Source organism: Mycobacterium sp., from assembly GCF_036490025.1.
Taxonomy (GTDB): Bacteria; Actinomycetota; Actinomycetes; order Mycobacteriales; family Mycobacteriaceae; genus Mycobacterium.
Map to the genome: position 1 here is coordinate 1 of NZ_DASXEP010000063.1, position 21,872 is coordinate 21,872.

Annotated in this window: 23 protein-coding genes and 3 pseudogenes; 15 read left to right on the top strand and 11 right to left on the bottom strand. The window is 64.9% G+C overall.

The genetic code is table 11. The annotated features are described in order from the left end of the window. From VGG53_RS07025 to VGG53_RS07040, 4 genes and pseudogenes are all read left to right on the top strand, one after another. Window positions 1-125 (top strand): annotated as a pseudogene (locus tag VGG53_RS07025) (amidohydrolase); the annotation flags it as partial. Window positions 126-164: 39 nt separating this feature from the next. Further along, complete coding sequence (locus VGG53_RS07030; RefSeq protein ID WP_331517311.1) at window positions 165-1,310, top strand: amidohydrolase family protein; 1,146 nt, start codon at window positions 165-167, stop codon at window positions 1,308-1,310. A 1-nt stretch (window position 1,311) separates the two neighbouring features. Beyond that, window positions 1,312-1,725 (top strand): Rieske (2Fe-2S) protein, encoded by a 414-nt coding sequence (locus VGG53_RS07035; RefSeq protein ID WP_331517312.1) that lies wholly within the window; start codon window positions 1,312-1,314, stop codon window positions 1,723-1,725. 15 nt (window positions 1,726-1,740) lie between these two features. Next, window positions 1,741-2,607, top strand: coding sequence for an alpha/beta hydrolase (locus VGG53_RS07040; protein ID WP_331517313.1), 867 nt, complete (start codon window positions 1,741-1,743; stop codon window positions 2,605-2,607). Between the two features lie 5 nt (window positions 2,608-2,612). Here VGG53_RS07040 and VGG53_RS07045 read toward each other — a convergent pair whose 3' ends face one another. After that, complete coding sequence (locus VGG53_RS07045) at window positions 2,613-3,086, bottom strand: hypothetical protein (RefSeq protein WP_331517314.1); 474 nt, start codon at window positions 3,084-3,086, stop codon at window positions 2,613-2,615. Window positions 3,087-3,122: 36 nt separating this feature from the next. Here VGG53_RS07045 and VGG53_RS07050 point away from each other — a divergent pair, with 36 nt between their 5' ends. From VGG53_RS07050 to VGG53_RS07090, 9 genes are all read left to right on the top strand, one after another. Further along, window positions 3,123-4,430 carry an NADH-ubiquinone oxidoreductase-F iron-sulfur binding region domain-containing protein gene (locus VGG53_RS07050; RefSeq protein ID WP_331517332.1) on the top strand — a complete coding sequence of 436 codons (1,308 nt, stop codon included), beginning with the start codon at window positions 3,123-3,125 and terminating at the stop codon, window positions 4,428-4,430. Continuing rightward, complete coding sequence (locus VGG53_RS07055; RefSeq protein WP_331517315.1) at window positions 4,427-4,723, top strand: ferredoxin; 297 nt, start codon at window positions 4,427-4,429, stop codon at window positions 4,721-4,723. The genes VGG53_RS07050 and VGG53_RS07055 overlap by 4 nt, the downstream gene beginning before the upstream one ends. A 26-nt stretch (window positions 4,724-4,749) precedes the next feature. Further along, entirely contained in the window at window positions 4,750-6,372 is a 1,623-nt protein-coding gene (locus VGG53_RS07060) for a thiolase C-terminal domain-containing protein (RefSeq protein ID WP_331517333.1), read from the top strand. 44 nt (window positions 6,373-6,416) lie between these two features. After that, a complete protein-coding gene (locus VGG53_RS07065; protein ID WP_331517334.1) occupies window positions 6,417-7,259 on the top strand; it encodes an alpha/beta hydrolase in 843 nt (280 codons plus the stop codon). Beyond that, entirely contained in the window at window positions 7,259-8,077 is an 819-nt protein-coding gene (locus VGG53_RS07070; protein WP_331517317.1) for an NAD(P)-dependent oxidoreductase, read from the top strand. Before VGG53_RS07065 ends, VGG53_RS07070 begins: the two co-directional genes overlap by 1 nt. Further along, complete coding sequence (locus VGG53_RS07075) at window positions 7,981-8,877, top strand: NAD(P)-dependent oxidoreductase (protein ID WP_331517335.1); 897 nt, start codon at window positions 7,981-7,983, stop codon at window positions 8,875-8,877. The genes VGG53_RS07070 and VGG53_RS07075 overlap by 97 nt, the downstream gene beginning before the upstream one ends. A gap of 99 nt (window positions 8,878-8,976) precedes the next feature. Next, window positions 8,977-10,182 carry a cytochrome P450 gene (locus VGG53_RS07080; protein WP_331517318.1) on the top strand — a complete coding sequence of 402 codons (1,206 nt, stop codon included), beginning with the start codon at window positions 8,977-8,979 and terminating at the stop codon, window positions 10,180-10,182. A gap of 10 nt (window positions 10,183-10,192) precedes the next feature. Beyond that, a complete protein-coding gene (locus VGG53_RS07085; RefSeq protein WP_331517320.1) occupies window positions 10,193-10,390 on the top strand; it encodes a ferredoxin in 198 nt (65 codons plus the stop codon). Between the two features lie 133 nt (window positions 10,391-10,523). Next, the gene (locus VGG53_RS07090; RefSeq protein WP_331517321.1) at window positions 10,524-11,918 is read left to right on the top strand and encodes a 13E12 repeat family protein; all 1,395 of its coding nucleotides are present in this window, start codon (window positions 10,524-10,526) and stop codon (window positions 11,916-11,918) included. Window positions 11,919-11,927: 9 nt separating this feature from the next. Here VGG53_RS07090 and VGG53_RS07095 read toward each other — a convergent pair whose 3' ends face one another. The 10 genes and pseudogenes from VGG53_RS07095 to VGG53_RS07140 all read right to left on the bottom strand — a co-directional run bounded on the left by VGG53_RS07095 (window position 11,928) and on the right by VGG53_RS07140 (window position 20,843). Continuing rightward, a complete protein-coding gene (locus VGG53_RS07095) occupies window positions 11,928-12,215 on the bottom strand; it encodes a DUF1330 domain-containing protein (protein ID WP_331517322.1) in 288 nt (95 codons plus the stop codon). A gap of 36 nt (window positions 12,216-12,251) precedes the next feature. Further along, entirely contained in the window at window positions 12,252-12,440 is a 189-nt protein-coding gene (locus VGG53_RS07100) for a ferredoxin (protein WP_331517323.1), read from the bottom strand. Continuing rightward, window positions 12,437-13,720 (bottom strand): cytochrome P450, encoded by a 1,284-nt coding sequence (locus tag VGG53_RS07105; protein ID WP_331517324.1) that lies wholly within the window; start codon window positions 13,718-13,720, stop codon window positions 12,437-12,439. The genes VGG53_RS07100 and VGG53_RS07105 overlap by 4 nt, the downstream gene beginning before the upstream one ends. 100 nt (window positions 13,721-13,820) lie before the next feature. Then, window positions 13,821-14,327 (bottom strand): hypothetical protein, encoded by a 507-nt coding sequence (locus tag VGG53_RS07110; protein WP_331517325.1) that lies wholly within the window; start codon window positions 14,325-14,327, stop codon window positions 13,821-13,823. After that, a complete protein-coding gene (locus tag VGG53_RS07115; RefSeq protein WP_331517326.1) occupies window positions 14,324-14,929 on the bottom strand; it encodes a TetR/AcrR family transcriptional regulator in 606 nt (201 codons plus the stop codon). The genes VGG53_RS07110 and VGG53_RS07115 overlap by 4 nt, the downstream gene beginning before the upstream one ends. A gap of 94 nt (window positions 14,930-15,023) precedes the next feature. Continuing rightward, on the bottom strand, window positions 15,024-16,169 hold the full coding sequence (locus tag VGG53_RS07120) for a thiolase family protein (protein WP_331517327.1): 1,146 nt from the start codon (window positions 16,167-16,169) through the stop codon (window positions 15,024-15,026). Further along, window positions 16,162-16,968, bottom strand: a pseudogene (locus tag VGG53_RS07125) (enoyl-CoA hydratase/isomerase family protein). Before VGG53_RS07125 ends, VGG53_RS07120 begins: the two are co-directional and overlap by 8 nt. 61 nt (window positions 16,969-17,029) lie before the next feature. Next, window positions 17,030-18,247, bottom strand: coding sequence for a CaiB/BaiF CoA-transferase family protein (locus tag VGG53_RS07130; protein ID WP_331517328.1), 1,218 nt, complete (start codon window positions 18,245-18,247; stop codon window positions 17,030-17,032). Window positions 18,248-18,251: 4 nt separating this feature from the next. Then, window positions 18,252-19,418: an acyl-CoA dehydrogenase family protein gene (locus VGG53_RS07135; protein ID WP_331517329.1), complete on the bottom strand. Its 1,167-nt coding sequence runs from the start codon at window positions 19,416-19,418 to the stop codon at window positions 18,252-18,254. A gap of 126 nt (window positions 19,419-19,544) precedes the next feature. Further along, complete coding sequence (locus VGG53_RS07140; protein ID WP_331517330.1) at window positions 19,545-20,843, bottom strand: amidohydrolase family protein; 1,299 nt, start codon at window positions 20,841-20,843, stop codon at window positions 19,545-19,547. Between the two features lie 326 nt (window positions 20,844-21,169). On the opposite strand from VGG53_RS07140, the gene VGG53_RS07145 reads away from it, so the two are divergent. Together VGG53_RS07145 and VGG53_RS07150 are read left to right on the top strand one after the other, a co-directional pair. Further along, window positions 21,170-21,721: a carboxymuconolactone decarboxylase family protein gene (locus VGG53_RS07145; protein ID WP_331517331.1), complete on the top strand. Its 552-nt coding sequence runs from the start codon at window positions 21,170-21,172 to the stop codon at window positions 21,719-21,721. A 4-nt stretch (window positions 21,722-21,725) separates the two neighbouring features. Continuing rightward, window positions 21,726-21,872 (top strand): annotated as a pseudogene (locus VGG53_RS07150) (aromatic ring-hydroxylating dioxygenase subunit alpha); the annotation flags it as partial.

The window sequence follows — 21,872 nt, forward strand, 5'->3', positions numbered from 1 at the left end:
GGCAGTGCGGTGACATCCACAAATTGCCCAAGGCGCTGTCCACCGAGCAACGCGTGAAGCTGTGCTGGCGCAATGCGGCCGACCTGTACGGGATCGACGTTTCGGTCGACCTCGCGACAGGCTAGTCGCAGAATGGAAGAACCAGGGAGAGCGAGGAGATCGCGATGACGCTGACCCACTCACAAGAGCGTGTTCCCGCCGCCGAGCGCATCGCCGTGCGGTGCGTCGACTCGGATGTCCACCCGACGCCCAAGCGCGGCGAGATCATCCCGTACATCCCCGAACCGTGGCGCAGCAAGTACTTTCTGAGTCGCAATGTGGGCGAGCAGATCTACTACGACGCCCCCGACTACGCCCACGCCTACGCGATGCGCACCGACACCTTCCCGCCGGACGGCGAGTTCCCCGGCAGCGACCCGGACATGGCTTTCCGCCAACTGATCATGGAAGCGGGTTCCGACATCTGCATCCTCGAACCCGGCGCCTATCCGGCGCGCATCCCCGAGGCGCAGCACGCGATGGCGGCCGCGCTGAACGACTGGCAGGCCCACCACTGGCTGGACAGCCACAACAACTGGCACGAGCGGTGGCGCGGTTCGATCTGCGCCGCCATCGAGGAGTCCGAGGAGTCGGTCCGCGAGATCGAGAAGTGGGCCGGGCACCCGTTCATGGCGCAGATTCTGATCAAGGCCGAGCCGCGGCCGTCCTGGGGCCATCCGAAATACGACCCGATCTGGGCCGCCGCCACCAAGCACGACATCACCGTGAGCTGCCACCTGTCGCGCAGCCAGTTCGACGAGCTGCCCGCCCCTCCGGTCGGGTACCCCAGCTACAACCACGACTTCATGGTCACGTACTCGCTGCTGGCCGCCAACCAGGTGATGAGCCTGATCTTCGACGGGGTCTTCGACCGCTTCCCGACCCTGCGGATCGTCTTCGTCGAGCACGCGTTCAGCTGGATCCTGCCGCTGATGTGGCGGATGGACGCGATCTACCAGGCACGCAAATCATGGGTCGACATCAAGCGCAAGCCGTCTGACTACGTCAAGGACCACATCAAATTCACCACGCAGCCGCTGGATTATCCCGAGGACAAGACCGAGCTGAAACGTGCGCTGGAGTGGATGGAGTGCGAAAAGATTTTGTTGTTCTCCTCCGACTACCCGCACTGGACCTTCGATGACCCACGCTGGTTGGTCAAGCACCTGCCCAAGCACGCCCGCGATGCGGTGATGTACAAGAACGGCATTGCGACATACCACCTCCCGGAGACGGTCCCCGTCCTCGAGGGTCAAGTCCGGGTGCTCTGAATTGCCGGCTGAAGAAACAGGGCCAGGCACCAAACGGCCCGAGCCCCGACTCGCCCAGGGCCGCGAGCACGTTGTCGCCACCGTTGACGAGATCCCGTCGGGCAAGCACAAGCTGGTCCCGATCGGACGCCACGGGGTGGGCGTATACAACGTCAACGGGGCCTTCTATGCCATCGCGAATTACTGCCCACACCAAGGTGGTCCCCTGTGCTCGGGGCGTGTCCGGGGACGCACCATCGTGGACGAGACCGCGCCTGGCGATGCGGTCATGGTCCGGGACAAGGAGTACATCTACTGCCCTTGGCACCAATGGGGTTTCGAGTTGGCGACCGGCACGACCGCGGTCAAGCCGGAATGGAGTATCCGCACCTACCCGGTGCGGGTCGTCGGCAACGACGTCGTGGTAATGGCCTGACCGACAGGAGAATCTATGTCTTCGATCGAGGTGAACGGTGGCAACGTCGTCTACGAAATCCTCGGTGAATCAGGTGATCTCATCGCCCTGACACCGGGCGGGCGGTTCAGCAAGGAGATCCCCGGTCTACATCCACTGGCCGAGGCTCTCGCCGCCGGGGGGTATCGGGTGCTGCTGTGGGACCGGCCCAATTGCGGTGCTTCCGACGTGCAGTTCTACGGGCAAAGCGAGTCGCACATGCGTGCCGAGACCTTGCACAAGCTGGTGACCGGCCTGGGCTTCGAGCGGTGCATTCTCGCCGGCGGCTCCGGTGGCGCAAGGGATTCCATGCTGACCACGATGCTCTACCCCGAGCTCGTCGAGAAGCTCGTGGTGTGGAACATCGTCGGCGGCATCTACGGCACGTTCGTGCTCGGTTCCTACTACATCGTCCCCAGCATTCTCGCGGTGCGCGGCACCGGAATGGACGGCGTGACGAAGGTGCCGGAGTGGCGCGAGCGCATCGAGGAGAACCCGTCCAACAAAGAGCGGTTCCTCGACTTCAACTCCGATGAGTTCCTCAAGCTGATGCTGCGCTGGCTCAACGCCTTCGTTTCCAAGCCGGGGCAGACGATTCCGGGTGTCGATGACGAGATGTTCGATCGAATCCGAGTTCCTACGTTGATCATTCGTGGCGGCGAGAACGACATGGATCACCCGAAACGGACGTCGCTGGAAGTCAGCTGCTTGATCAAGGGATCCAAGCTGATCGACCCGCCTTGGCCCGAAGATGCGTGGGAGCGCGCGTCCGAAGCCCGCGCCGCGGGCAAGGTGAAGCACTTCAACATGTTTGACACCTGGGCACAGGCGGCCCCGGCAATCCTGAAGTTCCTGGGCTCGTGATGCGACTACACGGTGCGAATGCGGACCTCACAGTTCAGCGACGCCTCCAGCGCGGTGTGAACTCGGCTTTCCGGGATGCGCTCGAGGTCGGCTTCACGCAGCGTCACCTGCACGATGTCGAAGCCGCCATCACCCGGTGTCCGGACGATTTCGCCGGTGAGTCCGAACCCGGACAGCACACCGTGCGCGTCATCATCGGTGCCGCGGCTGACGAACGTGACCACGCCGGGAACCGGGGTGGTCGCAAAAGCGTTCGCGCACAGGTCGATAGCTACTTGCTTGGCCGCGTCGACATCGTCGCAGGTGATCAACAACTCCACCTCGCGGCGGCCGGCGGGCATGGCCCCGAGATCCTTCACGATGACATCGCCACCCACGTGGCCGACACGGTCGAGGAGCACTATCATGCCGTCCGTTAGTTGCGCAGGCGCCAGCGTGTTGTCCGGGTCGACGTTGACGCGCACGACTGCGGTTCGCATGTGCGCAAGCCTAACTGTGAGATCGGCAGCCGGCTGATGGAGACCAGCGCTGCGCCGGCGATCACCATCGGCTTCTCACCCGGCTTCACACCGCGATTGCTGAGCAACCAGGGCGGTCAGGACCGCGAAGACCTTGCCGCATACCGCCAACTCGGCGGTTACCAGCCCCTTGCCGGAGCTGACGAATTCTTCGATGCGGTCGAATCCAGTGGGCTCCTCGGCCGCGGCGGGGCCGGCTTTCCGCTGGCAATCAAGGTGCGCGCGGTGCGCGACAACCGACGTGCGGGCGGCGGTGCCGTCGTTGTCGCCAATGGTGAAGAGGGAGAACCGGCTTCGATCAAAGATCGGTGGCTGCTTCGGCATCGGCCCCATCTGATTCTCGACGGGCTGCGGCTTGCCGCTGCGCTGGTGGCCGCCGACCGCACCTATGTCTATGTGTCCGACCCGGAGTCCGCGCGCAGTGTGGAAGCCGCGTTGGCCGAGCTTGGGCCGGGCGCCTTCGGCGGCGGCACCGTCGAGGTGCGAAGCGTCGAGCCAGGCTATATCGCCGGCGAAGAAACGGCCGCCGTCCGCGCCCTCAACGGCGGCCCGGTCAAGCCGACCGACAAGCCGCCGCGGCCCTTCCAGGAGGGGGTCGGCGGACTTCCCACACTGGTGAGCAATGTGGAGACACTGGCCAGCCTGCCCTATCTGTTGCGCCACGGATCAGCCGAGTTCCGCTCGCTGGGTACGTCGCTCTCACCGGGCAGCTTCCTGGTCACCCTCACCGGCGCCGGCCGCCCGCCCGGGCTCTACGAGATCCCCCACGGTTTGCCGTTCTCCGAACTGCTTGCTCTGCATGGTGTTTCGTCCGATCAGTTACGCGGTGCGTTGCTCGGCGGCTACTTCGCCGGCCTGCTCGACCGCTCGGTGCTCGACGCCACGTTGGACCACGAGTCGCTGCGCGACCTCGGCAGCGGCCTGGGCAACGGTGCCATAACAGTGATCACCGACGACTGTCCGCTCGCCGTCGCCGCGTCGGTGCTGGCGTACTTCGACCGCGAAAACGCCGGGCAGTGCGGGTCCTGCTTCAACGGGACCGCGGCGATGGCCGCCGCCGCCGGGGCGCTGCGCGACGGTGTCGCGACCGACCAGGACGTCGCCCGGTTGCGCCGCTGGTCAGTGGTGCTTCGCGGCCGTGGCGCCTGCGCGACGCTGGACGCCGCGACCAACATCGCCGCCAGCCTGCTGGCGAAGTTCCCCGACCTCGTTCAGAGTCATCTCGACAATGGTTGCCAGACATGCCAACTCGGCGCGTTCAGGGCCGACCGTCCCTACCAGGTGGAGGCGGTGAGCCAGGTTTGAGAATCCGTCTGGACCGCACGGTATGCGACGGCTTCGGAGTGTGCGCCAAGCACGCGCCGAATTATTTCTCCCTCGACGACTGGGGATACGCATCGCTGAAAGGATCCGGTGACGTCGCCGAAGGCGATCGCGACGCCGTGATGCGGGCGCTACTGGATTGCCCGGTGCACGCGATCACCGAGTGGGGCGAGCACCGCGAGGCCGAGCCGCATGAGAGGTCGGTCGGCGCCGACGATCCGGCCGAGACCCTCAAAACCGAAGCGAACGAAGCCGAGTGGGGGTTCACCCGTTGACCGGACGACCACTGCCGTTGATCACCATGGACAACGAGTTCTTCTGGACCTCGGGCGCCGACGGAAAGTTGCGTCTGCAGGAATGCGGAGATTGCACCGCGCTCCTCCATCCGCCCGCGCCGGTGTGCCGGTACTGCCGCTCGCACAACCTCAGGGTGCGCGCGGTGTCGGGTCGGGCCACCCTGGCCGGGTTCACCGTCAACCATCGTTTCAGCGTGCCCGGTCTGCCCGCCCCCTATGTCGTCGCACAGGTCGCCATCGCCGAGGATCCGCGAGTGCGGCTGACTACCAACATCATCGAATGTGATCCCGAGCAACTCGAATTGGGCCAGCAGGTAGAGGTGGTCTTCGAGCAGGACGAGGACGTCTGGCTGCCGCTGTTCCGTCTCGTCCGTGGCGATGGCACCCCGCGTGCCGCGCTACCGATCGACGAGATCGCACCGGAGCGGTTCGGGGAGTTCGTCCGGCCGATGCTGACGCGGGAAAAATTCGAGGACAAGGTGGCGCTCACCGGCATCGGCATGTCGGAGATCGGCCGGCGGCTGATGGTGCCGCCGCTGTCGCTGACCGTCGCGGCCTGTGAGGCCGCAATCGCCGATGCCGGGCTGAGTCTCGACGACATCGACGGCATGTCGACCTACCCCGGCGGCGGCAATCTCGGCGGCTTCGGCGAAGGTGGGGTCACCGCACTGGAAGCGGTGCTTGGGATTCGGCCGACATGGCACAACGGCGGAATCGAAACCTTCGGCCCCGGCGGCTCGGTAATCGCGGCGATGCTGGCGATCGCGGGCGGGCTGGCCCGTCACGTGCTCTGCTTCCGGACACTATGGGAAGCCACCTTCAATGAGCAGATGAAGCACGGCAAGATCGTCCCGTCGGGGGGCCGCCGCGCCGACTGGCTGCTGCCGTTCGGCGCCACCTCGGCCGCACACACCTTGGCGCAGAACGCACAACGCCACTTTCACCGCTACGGCACGACGAGAGAGACGCTGGGCTGGATCGCGTTGAACCAGCGCGCCAATGCCGAGCTGAACCCGACGGCGGTGTACCGATCGCCGATGACGATGGACGACTATCTCACTGCGCGACCTATCACCACACCGTTCGGGCTCTACGACTGTGACGTGCCCTGCGACGGCGCGATCGCGGTGATCGTGTCGGCCGTCGACGCCGCACAAGACACCGCCAAACCACCGGTGTTTGTCGACGCCGTCGGCACCCAGATCATCGAGCGGATCGATTGGGACCAAAGCACATTGACCCACGAACCCCAGGTGCTGGGCCAAGCCGCGCACTTGTGGTCACGAACGTCGCTGAAGCCGGCGGACGTCGACGTCGCCGAGCTCTACGACGGGTTCACCATGAACTGCCTGTCCTGGATCGAGGCGCTGGGGTTTTGCGGGATCGGCGAGTCGCGAGACTTCCTGGACGGCGGAAAGAGCATCGCCCGCGACGGCCGGCTGCCGCTGAACACCCACGGCGGTCAGCTATCTCATGGCCGCACCCATGGCATGGGCCTGCTGCATGAAGCGGTCACCCAGTTGCGCGGCGAAGCCGGCGATCGGCAAGTCGCCGATGCCCGTGTCGGAGTGGTCAGCAGCGGCGGACTGACGCCGAGCGGTGTGCTACTGCTGCGGGCCGACACGTGAGCCAGACCCCGCAACCCAGGCTCGTCATCGTCGACGGCGTGCCGATGTCGGCGTTGGTCGCCGAGTCGCCGGCCCCGCGGGCGGTGATCGTCGCCATTCACGGCGGGGGTACCACCGCACTGTATTTCGACTGCCCCGGCCATCCCGAGTCATCTCTGCTGCGGGCTGGCGCAGCACACGGGTACACCGTGGTGGCAATCGATCGGCCCGGCTATGGCAGCTCCGCTCCCTATCCCGACGCGGTGGCCACACCTGAGCAACGCGTTCGGCTCGCCTACGGCGCCGTGGACCGGGTACTCGGCGAACGGCCTCGCGGCGCCGGGCTGTTCCTGATGGCGCACTCCGGCGGATGTGAACTCGCACTGCGGATGGCCGCCGACGAGCAGCGCACGGATCTGGTCGGGATGGAGCTGTCGGGCACCGGTCGGCACTACCATCCCGCGGCGCGCGAGGTCCTGAAATCAGCCACCCGGGACCACCGCCCGGCAGGCCTGCGTGAGTTGTTGTGGCATCCGACCGAGCTGTATCCAGCCGAAGTACTCGGCGGCGCAACGGTTTATCCGGGCGCTCCGCCGTATGAGGACCAGATGGTGTCCAACTGGGCCCGCCAAGATTTCCCAGCGCTCGCCCCGGCAGTGCGTGTTCCGGTGCAGTTCAGTATCGCCGAGCACGAGAAGGTGTGGCAGTCTGATGCACCGGCGCAGGCCGAGATCGCGTCGCTGTTCGCAGGCGCACCCCGATTTCAGATCAACGAACAAGGCGGGGCCGGCCACAACATCAGCCTCGGGCACACAGCTGCGGCCTACCATTCGACGGTTCTCTCGTTCGCCGACGAATGTTTGAACGCCGAAAAGCTGGACAAGCAAGCTGATTTGGAGGCCGGCTGATGCGCGTCGGGTTCATTGGGTTGGGCAGCCAAGGCGGTCCGATGGCGCGACGCATCGTCGAAGCCGGATTCCCGACATGGCTGTGGGCGCGCAGACCGGCCTCACTCGAACCCTTCGCCGACACCGCCGCCAGGATTGCCGGATCACCGGCCGGACTCGCAGCGGCCAGTGACCTCGTCTGCCTCTGCGTGGTCGGTGACGCCGACGTCGACGAGATCACCTCGGGTGAGAATGGTGTGCTGGCCGGACTCAGGCCGGGTGGCGTGATCGCGGTGCACAGCACCGTACACCCCGACACCTGTCATAGCCTGGCGAAAAGAGCTGGCGCGCAAGGTATCTCGGTCATCGATGCGCCGGTGAGCGGCGGCTCCCCCGCCGTCGCCGAGGGCCGTCTGCTGGTGATGGTCGGCGGCGACGCCGATGTCGTCGAACGCTGCCGGCCGGTGTTCGAAAGCTATGCCGACCCGATCGTGCACTTGGGTGATCTGGGCACCGGGCAAACCGCCAAGCTGTTGAACAACCTGCTGTTCACCGCCAACCTGGGGACGGCGGCCACCACGCTGGCGCTCGGTGAAGGGCTCGGCGTCCTGCCCGATCGCCTCACCGAGGTCATCTCGCGCGGCAGCGGGAACAGCTTTGCGCTCAACGTTCTCGGCGGTGATACCGGCGGTCTGGACCGCCTTGCCGGCATGGCCGGTGCACTGCTGCAAAAGGACGTGCGATTGCTCGCCGATGTTGCGGAAGCCGCAAAGGCTGCCGGCGGAGTTGTGCTAGACGCCGCCGACGCCACCCTGACCCTGATGGAACACCCACGGTGAGAATCGGATTCGTCGGGGCCGGACGGATGGGCCGGCCCATGGTGGCCCGTCTCGTCGCAGCCGGCCACGACGTCCGCGTGCTGGGACGATCTGACGAAAAGCGCTCCACCATAGCCGAATTGGGCGCTGCGGCAGTCCGTGAAATCGCCGCGGTCAGCGCTAACGCGGACGTGGTGGTGGTCTGCGTGTTCACCAACGAACAAGTGCGCGAGGTCTGCCTGGCCGACGGTCTGGTCGCGGCGATGCCTGCCGGCTCTGCGCTGGTGCTGCACACCACGGGAAGTCCTCGCACAGTCGAGGCCGTCGCCGATCGGGCGGCGTCGCATGGCGTCGAAGTGGTGGACGCCCCGGTAAGCGGCGGCCCGCACAATGCTGCCGCCGGTGAACTGACGCTGTTCGTCGGCGGCTCCGACGACACGGTGGCGCGAGTCCGCCCGGTAGTGAGCTGCTACGGGGACCCAGTCCTGCACGTCGGCCCGCTGGGAGCGGGCCAAAAAGTGAAGCTGGTTAACAATGCGCTGTTCGCAGCTCAGATCGGGATGCTGTCCAGCGCCGTCGAGCTGGCGACGCGGCTCGGGGTGGAAGAATCCTCGCTGCTCACCGCTCTTCGGAACGGAAGCGCGGCAAGCCGCGTGTTGGACATCGTCGCGGCGGGCGGATCCGTGGCGTCTTTCATCGAAACCGCAGGCGAATTCGTCGGCAAAGACATCGCGGTGATCAGGAGTGTCGCCGCTGAACTGGGCAGCGACCTCGGCGCGCTCGATGACGTCATCGATGCGGCCATCCCGGGGGTCAGATGAGCCCTTTTCGGCACGCGACGAACCGGCTACCGTTAGCGTTACAGTCGGGCATTCCGTCGTAACGGTGTACGCCGCATAGCGGGCGGCGAGGAGGGTGCAATGACCAAGCCAAAGGTCGTCTTTGATCCGTTCTCCGAGGAGTACTTCGCCAATCCGTTCGATATCTATCGACGAATGCGTGAGGACGCACCACTGTATTACGACGAGAAAGAGGATTTCTACGCGCTGACCCGCCACGAAGACGTGGCCGCCGCGCTCAAGGACTTCGAGACCTACTCATCGAGCCGGGGCTGCGACCTGGCGATGGTGCGCAAGGGGATTTCCGCCGAGATGCGGTCGATCATCTTCATGGATCCGCCCGACCACCGCCACATGCGCAGCCTGCTCAACAAGGCCTTCACCCCGCGGGCGATTCAATCGCAAACCGAAACAGTCCACGACGTGATCGACAAGTATCTGGGCGCGGTCGATCCCAAGCAGTTCGACGTCGTGCAGGACTTCTCCGGCCCGTTCCCGGTCGAAGTCATCACCACGATGGCCGGGGTGCCGGAGGAATACCGCCAGCAGGTGCGGCACTGGATTGACACCAGCCTGAGCCGGGAACCTGGTCAGATCGAAGCCAGCGAAGCCGGTATGCAGGCCAACATCGACACCGCGATGTACTACTACGGCCTGGTGGGGGAACGCCGGGAGAACCCGCAGGACGACATGATCAGTCGGCTGATCGCTGCCGAGGTTCCGTGCGACGACGGCACGTCGCGTCGTCTCGACGACATCGAAATCTGTGGTTTCGCGACACTTCTCGGCGGCGCGGGTGCCGAGACGGTCACCAAGCTGATCGGCAGCGCGGCGGTGCTTTTCGCCCGTAACCCGGACGAGTGGGAGAAGCTGAAAGCAGACCGCAGCAAGGTCCCGGGCGCCGTCGAAGAGTTGTTGCGCTACGAGGGTCCGGTGCAATACAACGTCCGCTGGACCTTGAAAGAGGCACAGGTCAGCGGTGGCACCATCCCCGCCGGCAAGCCGGTGTTCGTCATGAACGCCGCGGCGAACCGAGACCCCGATGCCTTCACCGACGCGGACACGTTCAACATCGACCGCGACCACACCGAGGCGCAGCACCTCGGTCTGGGATACGGGATTCACAGCTGCCTCGGTGCGGCGCTGGCCCGGATGGAAAGCAGGATCGCGCTGGAGAGGCTGCTCGACTTCATGCCCCGCTACGAGGTGCAATGGGATGACTGCAAACGAGTCACCATGCAGAATGTCGCGGGCTGGCTGAACGTCCCGGTGAAGGTGTTGCGATGAGGTGGACTGAGTGACCAAGAAGATCGAAGTCGACTGGGGTCTGTGCGAAAGCAACGGGGTATGCATGGGCATCATCCCGGAGGTCTTTCAACTCGAGGATGACGACACGCTGACCGTGCTGCAGGACGAGGTCACGCCCGAGAACGAACAGCAAGTGGTCGAAGCGGTTCGTCAATGCCCGCGGCAGGCCATCTCGATCAGCGAATAGAGCGCACACTTCTCGAACTTCGTTCCCCGCTCTCCGAACCATGGCTTCCGAAGTTATTCACAGTTGGCGCTTTATCCACAGATGCGCTTCCGGCGGGTGCGAACCCGAACAGGTGTTCGATAGTGTGGACAGCATGAGTTCCGCCGAGTCAGCTCTCCCCGAAGACGCGGCGCGCGCACAGATGCGCGCGGATCTTGAGCTGATCGACGCTGCTTACGCCCGCGTGCGCGGTTCCTGCACCGACTTGGTGGGCAACGCTTTTCGCGTAGAGGTCGCCGACCGGCTCCAGACTTTGGACCGTGTCAATCGCGGACTGTCGTACCGCATGTTTGGCGAGATCGCCGACCCGGTAGACGGGCCAGACGATCCTGCGCTGCCATCTGATGTGGCGACGCGCCAACTGCTCGGCTCGCGGCTGCGCATCACCTCCGCCGAAGTCAAGCGTCGGTTTCGAGTGGCGGTGCGGATCCGCCCGCGACGGTCACTGACTGGTCCGGCCTTGGCGCCGGAATTGCCGAAGTTGGCCGAGGCCGTCGAAGAAGGCGCTCTCGGTGACGATCACATCGCCGTAATTACGAGAGCCTTGGACGTGCTGCCGTCCGCGGTCAGCATCGCCGATTACGAGAAAGCCGAGCGCGTTTTGGTCGGCCATGCCACCAGGCAGGACGCTAAATTCGTTGCCGCGGTGGGTGATCGGATCGCCGACTGCCTCAATCCCGACGGCAACTTCTCCGACGAGGACCGGGCAAGACGGCGTGGACTGGTGCTCGGGAGACAATGTGTCGACGGGATGAGTCGACTCAACGGGTGGCTGGACCCGGAGGCGCGCGCCTATCTGGAGGCCATTACCGCGGCCATTCGGCCGGGTCGCCACCTGCCCGAGGCAAACGATGCGTCGACCGAGCGCGATGATCGCACCCCGTCGCAACGCTGCCACGACGCACTCAAACTCGCGCTACGCCAAGCGCTCTCATCCGGCGAACTCGGAGTCCATCGCGGTGTGCCAGTCACCGTGATCGTGACGACCAAGCTGGCCGAACTCGAGCAGGCCGCCCGTGCCGCTCGCGACCCGAGCATCGCGATGCCGGCGCCGGCCCGCACCGGCGGCAACAGTCGACTCCCCATGCGTGACCTCATCCGCATGGCCGGCGGCAGCATCCACTACCTGGCTATATTCGAGGATCACTCCGAGCGTCCGCTGTATCTGGGCCGAAGCAAACGCATCGCGACCATAGACCAACGCATGATCTGCTATGCCCGCGACGGGGGTTGCACTCGGCCGGACTGCCTTGAACCTGGCTACCATTGCGAAGTCCATCACGGGAACGACTGGGGTCTTGGCGGCCAAACCAACGCCGACGAACTGTACTTCGCCTGCGCGCCAAACCATTCCGAAGCCACATGTGGCAACCTCACCACGACAGTGACCGACGAGGGCCGCCTCGCCTGGAGCGACGGAACAGGACCACCGCGGGTTAACCGCGTTCACCGCCCCGACGAGCTACTCGACGAGGAAGACGACCCCTGATGCTGGGGCTCAGCCAAATCCGGAGATGATCACCGCGTTGCAGTCGGCGGCCGCCCGGCGTAGTTTCGCCGCCTTTTGGTAAGCCTCGGACTCGTACCACGCGCGCGCCGCATCCACCGACTCGAATTCCAGCACGACGGTCTGATCGCCATGCCAGGTACCTTCGAGCGGTTCGGGTGTGGTGTCCACGGCGAGGATGGTGGCTCCGCCCATTGCGGCTCCGGCTGCTTGCCCGTAAGCCTTCATGCCCTCGGAATCCTTGATGGCCTCGGTGAGAATGACATATCCCTTTGGCATAGCTCCGTGAAACTCCTTGCCTGCGTGGTTGTCTGGCTACTTCTCGCTGATGGCCTGCTCGGGGCAGCATTGGATGGCCTCCTGAGCGGCGCCCTCCAATTCCGTCGGCACCTCGGAATCGATCGCTACCGCATAGCCGTCGTCGGTGAGGCTGAACACGTCTGGACACAGCGTCAGGCACATACCGTGGCCGCGACAGCGCTGGTCGTCTACCCGGACTTTCATGCCGGCCTGAACTCCAAGTGCAGCTCGGTAAGGCCGCGCAAGATATACGTCGGAACATATTGGTAACGGCGGTCATTCGCCGGCCCGTGCTCGCGCTCGTTGATCCGGATGTCGGACGTTCGGTCGAGCAGTCGCTCAAGCGCCACCCGCGTTTCGGCGCGTGCCAGCGGTGCGCCCGGACAGCTGTGGATGCCCCGCCCGAACGAAATGTGTTGGCGGGCATTCTTTCTTGCCGGATCGAAGTTGGCGGGGTCCTCGAACCGGCGCGGATCGCGGTTGGCGGCCGCCTGCACGATCATGACGGTGGTGCCAGCGGGCAGGTCGACCCCGCCGATGTTGACGGGCGTCCGGTTCATCCGAAAGTCGCCCTTGACCGGGCTCTCGTGGCGAAGCGACTCTTCGATGAAATTCGGGATCAGGCTGCGGTCCTTGCGTAATTGCGCCTGGATGTCCGGGCGTTCACCGAGCGTCTGCAACGAGGCACCGAGCAGTCGCACGGTGGTTTCCTGACCCGCCGAAAAGACATTGGCTGCAACCCGAGCCACGTCTGAGACCTCGGGAATCGTGCCGTCGGGGTAGGTGGCGGTGGCGAGGCCGGTCAACACGTCGTCGCGGGGCGCGCTGCGCCGATCCCGGACATAGTCGGAGAACAGGCCGTAGAGGAATTCCAGCGGACTGTGCGCCAGCGACTCCGTGCCGGTGCCGCCGACGCCGCCACCCGAGTGCTCGCGGATGCCCTGGACGAACTTGTCGCGATCCTCCATCGGCACGCCGAGCAGGTCGGCGATGACCAGCAGCGTGAACGGGCTGGCGAAGCCCTTGATGAACTCGCCGTGACCCGGCGCCAAGAACTCGTCGAGCGCCTGGTCGGCGAGCACCCACATGGCGTCCTCGTTCTCCTTGAGGCGCTTGGGGGTGATCAGCCGCATCAACAGGGAGCGGTGGTTGGTGTGGGTCGGCGGGTCGAGCGTGGGCAGCTGGTCGCTGAATGGCAGCTCGTCGCGATGTTCTTCGATTAAGTCGGTGATGTCACCGTCTCCGCGGCCTTCGAGACTGACCGGAAAGCCGGGGAACGGCCCGGTCACCGAGTTGCACGATGACCACGTCTCGGCGTCGTTGAGGACGGCGCAGGCTTCGTCCCACCCGGTCACCATCGTCACATCGTGGTGCTTTTCCCGCGTTACCGGGCACTGCTGCCGCAGCGACTCGTAGTAGGGATAGGGGTCCGCGATGAGCTCGCTGCCGCGGAAGAAGTCCAGGTCGGTGAAGTTATTCACCATTTCGCACCGCTCCAATCTCGACCAGTGAGAATGTGCCTCTCAGAGATGAGTATTAGATTTCCATAGAGCGTGCCGCGACGTCAACGCGAGGCGGACGGTACTAGCCGGCGGGTATGAGATCGGCGCCAACCGACGGGCTGGACATCACCCGGCTGCGGAACGTCTCGATCGCCCCGATTGACGATGCGGACACCCCGGCCGCCGCGAGCGCCTGAGCTTTGAACGCCTGAGCCGCGGCACTGAGCCGGTGCTGGACCAGCCCGACGGTGTCGTCCAGCTCGGCCGGCCATGTCTGACCCCACAGCGTGACCTCGGTCGCACCCTGGTCGAGCGCCTGCAGGACGCCTTGACGCACGCGTGAATCGCAGTCGAAGAGGTCCGCGGCGACCGCCAGGGTCTGCGGGGGCCGCCGCTGGCCCGCCGTTGCCAGCGCGTATTCGAGGTCGACGACCTGGGCGCCGAGGATCTGCAACGGCCGTTCATCGGGATGGTCGGCAACCAGAACCGTCACGTCCCAGCCGGCCATCGTCCGGTCGAACAACCAGCCGCCGGCGAACCTGACCACATCGGCGACATCCGCGGCGACAACATCCACCCGGTATCTCACGCCGAGCTCGGCGGTGCCATGTCCCGGGCCAACGACTCCGAGTACTCCTTGAACACCTCGGTCAGCGGTATCGAAGGATTGATCAGCCATGTCGTCTCCATTCCGGTGATGAAGGCAAGGATTTGCACTGCCTTGACGGTCACATCGATATCCATGCGGAATTGGCCAGCTCGCTGACCTCGTCGGATGAGCTCGGTGATGATGTCGATCGCGCCCTGGTAGCGGGCGACGAGGCGATCGTGCAACGGGGCGTCCGGATCGACGTTCTCGGCCAGCAGCACGCTGTAGGTGCCCACCAGTTCGGGCGACCGGTAGAACCGATCGGCCACCGCGGCGATCTCCGAGATCAGGTCGCCGGCCCGGTCGGCGTGCGCGTCGTCATCGGCGTCACGGACGTCGAGAACCGCATGGAGCAGCTGCTCCTTGGACTCGAAGTGATGCAGCAGGCCGGCAGGGCTGACCCCGGCCTCCCCGGCGATCTGGGCCAGCGTCGTACTACGCCACCCGTTGCGGGTCAGCAACCGCTGCGCGACGGCCAGGATCCGCTGTTTGCGATCCTCGCCCTTGGCCCGCAGCGAGTCGTACGGCCGTGTCTGGGGCACCGGACTCCTCTGTCGAAACCAACCAACTGAACACACAGTAGGTTGATTTGGCCGGCCGTGACAAGGGTCTCAACTTGGCGAATTTCGGCCAATGTCAGGCAACAAGTTCAACCAGTGTGGCGTTGGCGGTGCCGCCGCCTTCACACATGGTTTGTAGTCCGTAGCGAATCCCGTTGTCGCGCATATGATGTGCCATCCGGGTCATCAGCACTGCGCCCGAGGCGCCGAGCGGGTGGCCCAGGGCGATGGCTCCGCCGAGCGGATTCAGCCGATCCGGGTCAGCACCGGTTTCGGCGAGCCACGCCAGCGGAACCGGGGCGAAGGCCTCGTTGACCTCGAACACACCGATATCGTCGATCGGGACGCCGGCCTTCTTCAGTACCTTCTCGGTGGCCGGGATGGGGCCGGTGAGCATCAGTACGGGGTCTGCGCCGGTCACAGCGCCGGCCCGGTAACGCACCAGCGGGGCGAGGCCTAGTTCGACCGCCATCTGCGAAGTCATCACCAGCAATGCCGCCGCTCCGTCGGAGATTTGCGACGAGTTGCCGGCGTGGATCACGCCGGCGTCGTCGAACGCGGGCTTCAGGCCGGCCAATTTCTCGACGGTGGTCCCCCGCCGGATGCCCTCGTCCGCCGTGATCGCCTTGTCGTCGACGAAGACCGGAGCGATCTGGTCGGTGAAGGCTCCGCTGTCCTGGGCTGCTGCGGCCCGTTCGTGGGACAGCGCGGAGTACTCGTCGAGTCGGGTGCGGGAAAAACCCCACTTCTTGGCGATCATCTCCGCCGAAAGACCTTGGTTGAATGAGAAATCGTCATAGCGGGCGAGCACTTTGGGACCGTAAGGCTGTCCACTGGCCCGAGCTGAGCCCAGCGGCACCCGGCTCATCACCTCGACGCCGCCGGCCACCACGACATCCTGCTGGCCGCACATCACCGCGTGCACCGCAAAGTCGAGGGCCTGCTGGCTGGACCCGCAGGCCCGGTTGATCGTCGTACCCGGAATGCTTTCGGGCCAGCCCGCCGCCAGCACCGCGTAGCGGCCGATGTTGCTGGACTGGTCGCCGACCTGAGACACGCATCCCCAGACGACGTCGTCGATGACGTTCGGGTCGATGCCGGCGCGCTCCACGAGCTCATTGAGCACGACTGCCGACAGGTCTGCGGCGTGCATGCTCGACAGCCCACCATTGCGTTTGCCGACCGGTGTCCGCACAGCTTCGACGATGACTGTTTCACGCATTTTTCTGCTCCGATCTTGGTACCGCCCATTGACCAGTGAACGCTGCGTCGCGCTTTTCGGCGAACGCGGCATATGCCTCGGCCGAGTCGACCGTGGCGAAATTGCCGACCTGGGCCCGGGCTTCGTTCGCCAGAGCGTCGCGCATGGTCCGGCCGGCGCCCTCGTTCAGCAGCGCCTTGCTGTGCGCCAGCGCGATCGGCGGACCTGCCGCCAGTCGACCGGCCACCTCGGTGACGAACGCGTCGATCTCGGGGGCGGCCACCACCCAGGTCACCAGGTTCAGCGCATGAGCTTCGGCGGCGTCGATCGTCTCGGCCAGCAGCACGAGCCGCTTGGCTTGTTGCAGGCCAACGATTTTCGGCAGCAGCCACGAGCCGCCGAGGTCGACTGACAGGCCCCGCTTGGAGAAAATCTGCGAAAACGTCGACCTCCGGCGTCGCCACTACAGATCGCACCCCAGCGCCAGGTTCCATCCAGCGCCGACCGCCACACCGTTGACTTTGGCGATTGTCGGCACCGGCAACTCGTGCAGCGCCAGCGCCACATCAGTGAGCCGCTGCAGCTTGCGGACGGGATGGCTGTCGTCCGGCGCAGAGATGTCGGCACCCGAACAGAATGCGCCCCCGGCTTCGGTGATCACCACCGCGTGAACACCGCTGTCTTTGCCCGCCGCGGTCAGCGCCTCGGCCTGCGCGATCCACAGCTCACGATTGATCGCGTTCTTGCGACGCGGCCGGTTCAGCGTCAGCGTCCGCACGCCGTCGTGGTCGCCGCACAGCAGCACGGGCTCTTCGGACATTAGCGCCGCTCCTCCTGCCCTTTTTCGATCGCACTGCTCTGTCTATCGTCGCCGGCGCGCATCAGGAGTACGCCGCTCCGATGGCGCCCTGTCCCCGCAACCTGTCGATCTCGTCTGCGGCGACCCCGAGTTCGGCGAGCACCGAATCGGTGTGTTGCCCGAGTCCGGGCACCGCACCCATGGGGATCGGATAGCCGGAGATGACGGGCGGCGGCAGCAAGGCCTGAATAGGGCCGGCCGGTGTGTCGACCTGCCGCCAGCGGTCCCTGGCCGTCAACTGTGGGTGCACCAAAACCTCGCTGGGCCGGTTGTATCGCGCGTTCCCGATTCCGGCGGCGTCCGCCGTTTTCTGCACATGGTCCAGGTCGTGCGCCGCACACCAGTCGCCGATTGCCTCATCCAGGATGGTGCGGTGCGCGCAGCGACCGGAGTTGTTGGCAAACCTGGGGTCTTCGGCAAGATCGTCACGCTGGATGATCTGTCGCGAAAGCCGTTGCCATTCAGCATCGTTCGTGGTCCCCAAGACGACGGTCTGGCCGTCTGCGGTGCGGTAGGCGCCGTAGGGCGCCACCGCCGGTGAACTCATCCCCAACGGTATCTGGTCGACGCCCGAGTGCTGGGTGTAGGTCAGCGGGTAGCCCATCAGATCGGTCATGGTGTCGAACAGGCTGACCGCGACCGTGTTGCCGTGGCCGCCGGAGTCCGGCCCGGCGTCGCGGGAATACAGCAGCGCCAGGATCGACAACGCCGAATACAGTCCGGTGCTGATGTCGGCCATCGGCGGCCCGGGCTTGGCCGGCGCATCAGCTTGGCCCGTCACCGCGCATGCGCCCGACTCTGCCTGGGCCAGCAAGTCGTAAGCCCGCTTGTGCGACAACGGCCCACCGGGGCCATACCCGTCGATTTCGACCGCGATCACATCCGGGTGGAGTTTCGCCATGTCGGCCGGCCCTACACCGAGCCGAGCCGTAGACCCGGGAGCGAGGTTGGACACCAGCACATCAGCACGCTCCAGCAGACGATGCAATAGCTCCAGACCGGCCTCGGTTTTCAGATCGAGCGTCACCGATTCCTTGCCGCGGTTCGCCCAGACAAAATGCGCGGCAAGGCCGTTCACGACATCGTCGTAATACCGGGCGAAGTCGCCGCCCCTGGGGTTTTCCACCTTGATCACCCGCGCCCCGAAATCGGCGAGCACTCGCGTGCACATCGGCGCGGAGACCGCCTGCTCCAAGGCCACCACCGTGATCCCGGCCAGCGGCCCACCCGTTTGCGGCATCACATCAGTAACTTCTCGGCAATCCCAGCACGTGTGAGGCGAGGAAATTCAGGATCATCTCCTGGCTGACCGGCGCGATCTTCATCAGCCGCGCTTCCCGGAAGTACCGGGCCACGTGGTACTCCTCGGAATAGCCCATGCCGCCGTGTGTCTGCAGGGCCCGGTCGGCTGCGGTGAAACCGGCATCGGCGCAGAGGTATTTCGCCGTATTGGCTTCCCGCCCACAGGGTTTGCCGTTGTCGTACAGCCAGGTCGCTTTGCGCAGGATCAACTCGGCGGCGTCGAGCCGGGCAAGCGAATCGGCCAGCGGGAACTGGATGCCCTGGTTCATGCCGATCGGACGGTCGAAGACGTGGCGTTCGTTGCCGTATTTGACGGCCTTCTCCAGGGCCACCCGGCCGATGCCCAGCGCCTCGGCGGCAATCAGCATCCGCTCCGGGTTGAGGCCGTCCAGAATGTACTGAAAGCCCTTACCCTCCTCGCCAACTCGGTCTTCGATGGGAATGTGTAGATCGTCGATGAACACCTCGTTGGAGCTGACCGCATTGCGGCCCATCTTGCGGATCGGCCGCACGTCCACCTTGCTGCGGTCCAGATCGGTCAAGAACAGCGTCATCCCGTCGGTCTTCTTGGTGACCTCGGCGTAGGGCTGCGTTCTGGTGAGCAGCAGGATCTTTTGCGACTCGAGCGCCTTGGAGATCCACACCTTGCGGCCGTTGACGACGTAATGGTCGCCATCACGCTTGGCGAAAGTCGTGATGCGTGAAGTATCCAGGCCTGCACCGGGTTCGGTGACCCCGAAGCACACGTGCAGATCGCCGGTCGCCACCAGCGGCAGGGTGCGGGCCTTGAGCTCATCCGAGCCGTGCTTGACCACCGGCTGCATGCCGAAGATCGACAAGTGGATGGCGCTGGCGGCGTTCATCGCACCACCCGCTCTGGAGACTTCCTCGGCCAGCAAAGTGGCCTCGGTGATGCCGAGCCCGTGTCCCCCGTACTCCTCGGGGATCGTCATGCCCAGCCAGCCGCCGCTGGCGATCGCCTGATAGAACTCGGTCGGAAACTCGTGCGCCTGGTCTTTTTCCATCCAGTAGTGGTCGTCGAACTTCGACGCCAGCTCGGCCACCGATTTGCGGATCAGCTGTTGGTCGTCGGTCAGCTCGAAATTCATTCCCGCCACAGCTCTCCTCTTCACCTAGCGCGAGCAGACGCAGAATCGCACAATTACCTGCCGGATAATGCGATTCTGCGTCTGCTCGCCAGCGGGTGGGACCTACCCGCACCTCCGGTGGGCGCGTCAGTCCTTGTTGCCGGTCAGGTTTTTCGCGCTGGCGGCGAAGTCCGCGAACGACGCGGCCGCCTTGTCGCCCCTGTCGTGGCTGAGCGCCCGGATCGAAACATCATGGCCCTCAGCCGCTTTGCGCAACGCACCTACCGTGGCCTGCGCTTCAGTGATATGGCTGAACGGGTCGAACGAATACCAGCGCATCGCATTCTGGTACGACATCTTCTTGATCTCGTCGTCGGGCACGCTGTTGGCCGACAGCACCTCCCACAGTTCTTCGGGCGCGCCCGGCCACATCGAGTCGCTGTGCGGGTAATCGGCCTCCCAGCAGATGTTGTCGATGCCGATCATGTTGCGCAGCTTGACACCGACCTTGTCGCTGATGAAACAGGTCAGGAAGTGCTCGCGGAAAACCTCGCTGGGCAGCTTGCCCTTGAAGTTCTGATGCGTCCACGTCGAGTGCATCTCATAGGTCCGGTCGGCCCGCTCCAAGAAGTACGGAATCCATCCGGTGCCGCCCTCGGACAGGGCGACCTTCAGGTCCGGGTATTCCTTGATCGGCTTGGACCACAACAGGTCCGCGGCGGCCTGCACGATGTTCATCGGCTGCAGCGTGATCATCACGTCCATCGGCGCATCGGGAGCTGTAATGGCGAGTCGACCGGAGGATCCGATGTGGATGTTCATCACGGTATTGGTGTCGCACAACGCTTCCCAGAGCGGCTTCCAGTAGTCGTCGTGGAAGCTGGGGTAGCCCATCGCGGCCGGATTCTCGGTGAAGGTCAGAGCGTGCACACCCTTCTTCGAGACGCGCCGCACCTCGGCGGCGCACGCCTCGGCGTCCCAGATCACCGGTATCGCCATCGGGATGAACCTGGCCGGGTACGCGCCGCACCATTCCTCGATGTGCCAGTCGTTGTAAGCCTGTACCAGCGCGATGGAGAAGTCGTGGTCCTCGGTGGCGAACAGGCGTGCGGCAAAGCCCGGGAACGACGGGAAGCAGATCGACGCAAGGATGCCGCCGGCGTTCATGTCCTTGATCCGCTCGTCGACGTTGTAGCAACCCGGGCGGATCTCGTCGAGTCCCTGGGGCTCCAGCCCGTACTCCTCCTTGGGACGACCGGCCACCGCGTTCAGCGCGACGTTGGGGATGATCGTGTCGCGGAACTGCCAGGTATCGGAGCCATCCTCGTTGTGCACCAGGCGTGGGGCGTCGTCGACGTATTTCTGCGGCAAGTGGTCCTTGAACATGTCCGGTGGCTCGACGGTGTGGTCGTCGACGCTGATCAAAATCATGTCGTCTTTGTTCACTGCCCGGTCCTCTCAATCGGGGGCGTTCGGGGCCCACCTGGTCATCGGCTCGCGGTTATCCCTGATTGTTGCGAACCTGTGGTCGGCCCGTCGACGAATCGCTTTCGCCGCGACTTCTCCCGTGTTATGAAAACTAGCTTCTCGATTCCCGAGAATCAACATCTTGAGACTACCCCCGGCACGGTCAGGCTCGGGTTGGGGTAGTTGGCGCGGCGGCCCGAGCAGACAATGTCGCCGCAGGTGAAACACAAATATTGACCAATCCTTCCGTTCGTGGAAACCTATTGATCAAATATGAGAATCTGATTCTCGTTCCAGGAGGCCGCATGCGTCTGTCCCCGTTGCCGGCGGACCAGTGGGACGACGCTGCCCGGCACGCGGTTTCCGGGATGCTCCCCGAGGAGCGGCGCAATCCTCACGACGCCGGCACCCTGCTGTCCACCCTGGTGCGTCATCCAAAGCTGACCCGCGCGTATCTGCGCTTCAGCTCATACCTGTTGTACGGGTCGACGCTGCCGCCCCGTATCCGCGAGCAAGTCATCCTGCGCGTCGCGCATCGTCGCGGCTGCACCTACGAGTGGACGCACCACGTGGAGATAGGCAAAGAAGTCGGACTGTCTGACGCCGACATCGAAGCCACGCGATCCGGCAATGCGGACAACGACTTCGACCGCGCGTTGATATGCGCCGTCGACGAGCTCGACGAGAAGACCAACATCTCGGATCAGACCTGGGCGACCCTGAGCGAGCGGCTCGATGAGCAACAGCGGATGGACTTGGTCTTCACCACCGGCAACTACGTCGCACTTGCGATGGCCATCAACACTTTTGGCGTCCAGGTCGAAGGCGACCACGGCGACGAAACAGAAGAGAGGTAGTACGTTGGCGCACTTCACCAAGCCGGACGCCGGCAGTTGGACCGAGAATTACCCGGAGCTCGGCACCGCGCCGGTGGATTACACCGACTCGATCGATCCGGCGTTCTTCGAAGCCGAGCGCGATGCGATCTTCAAGCGGACCTGGCTCAAC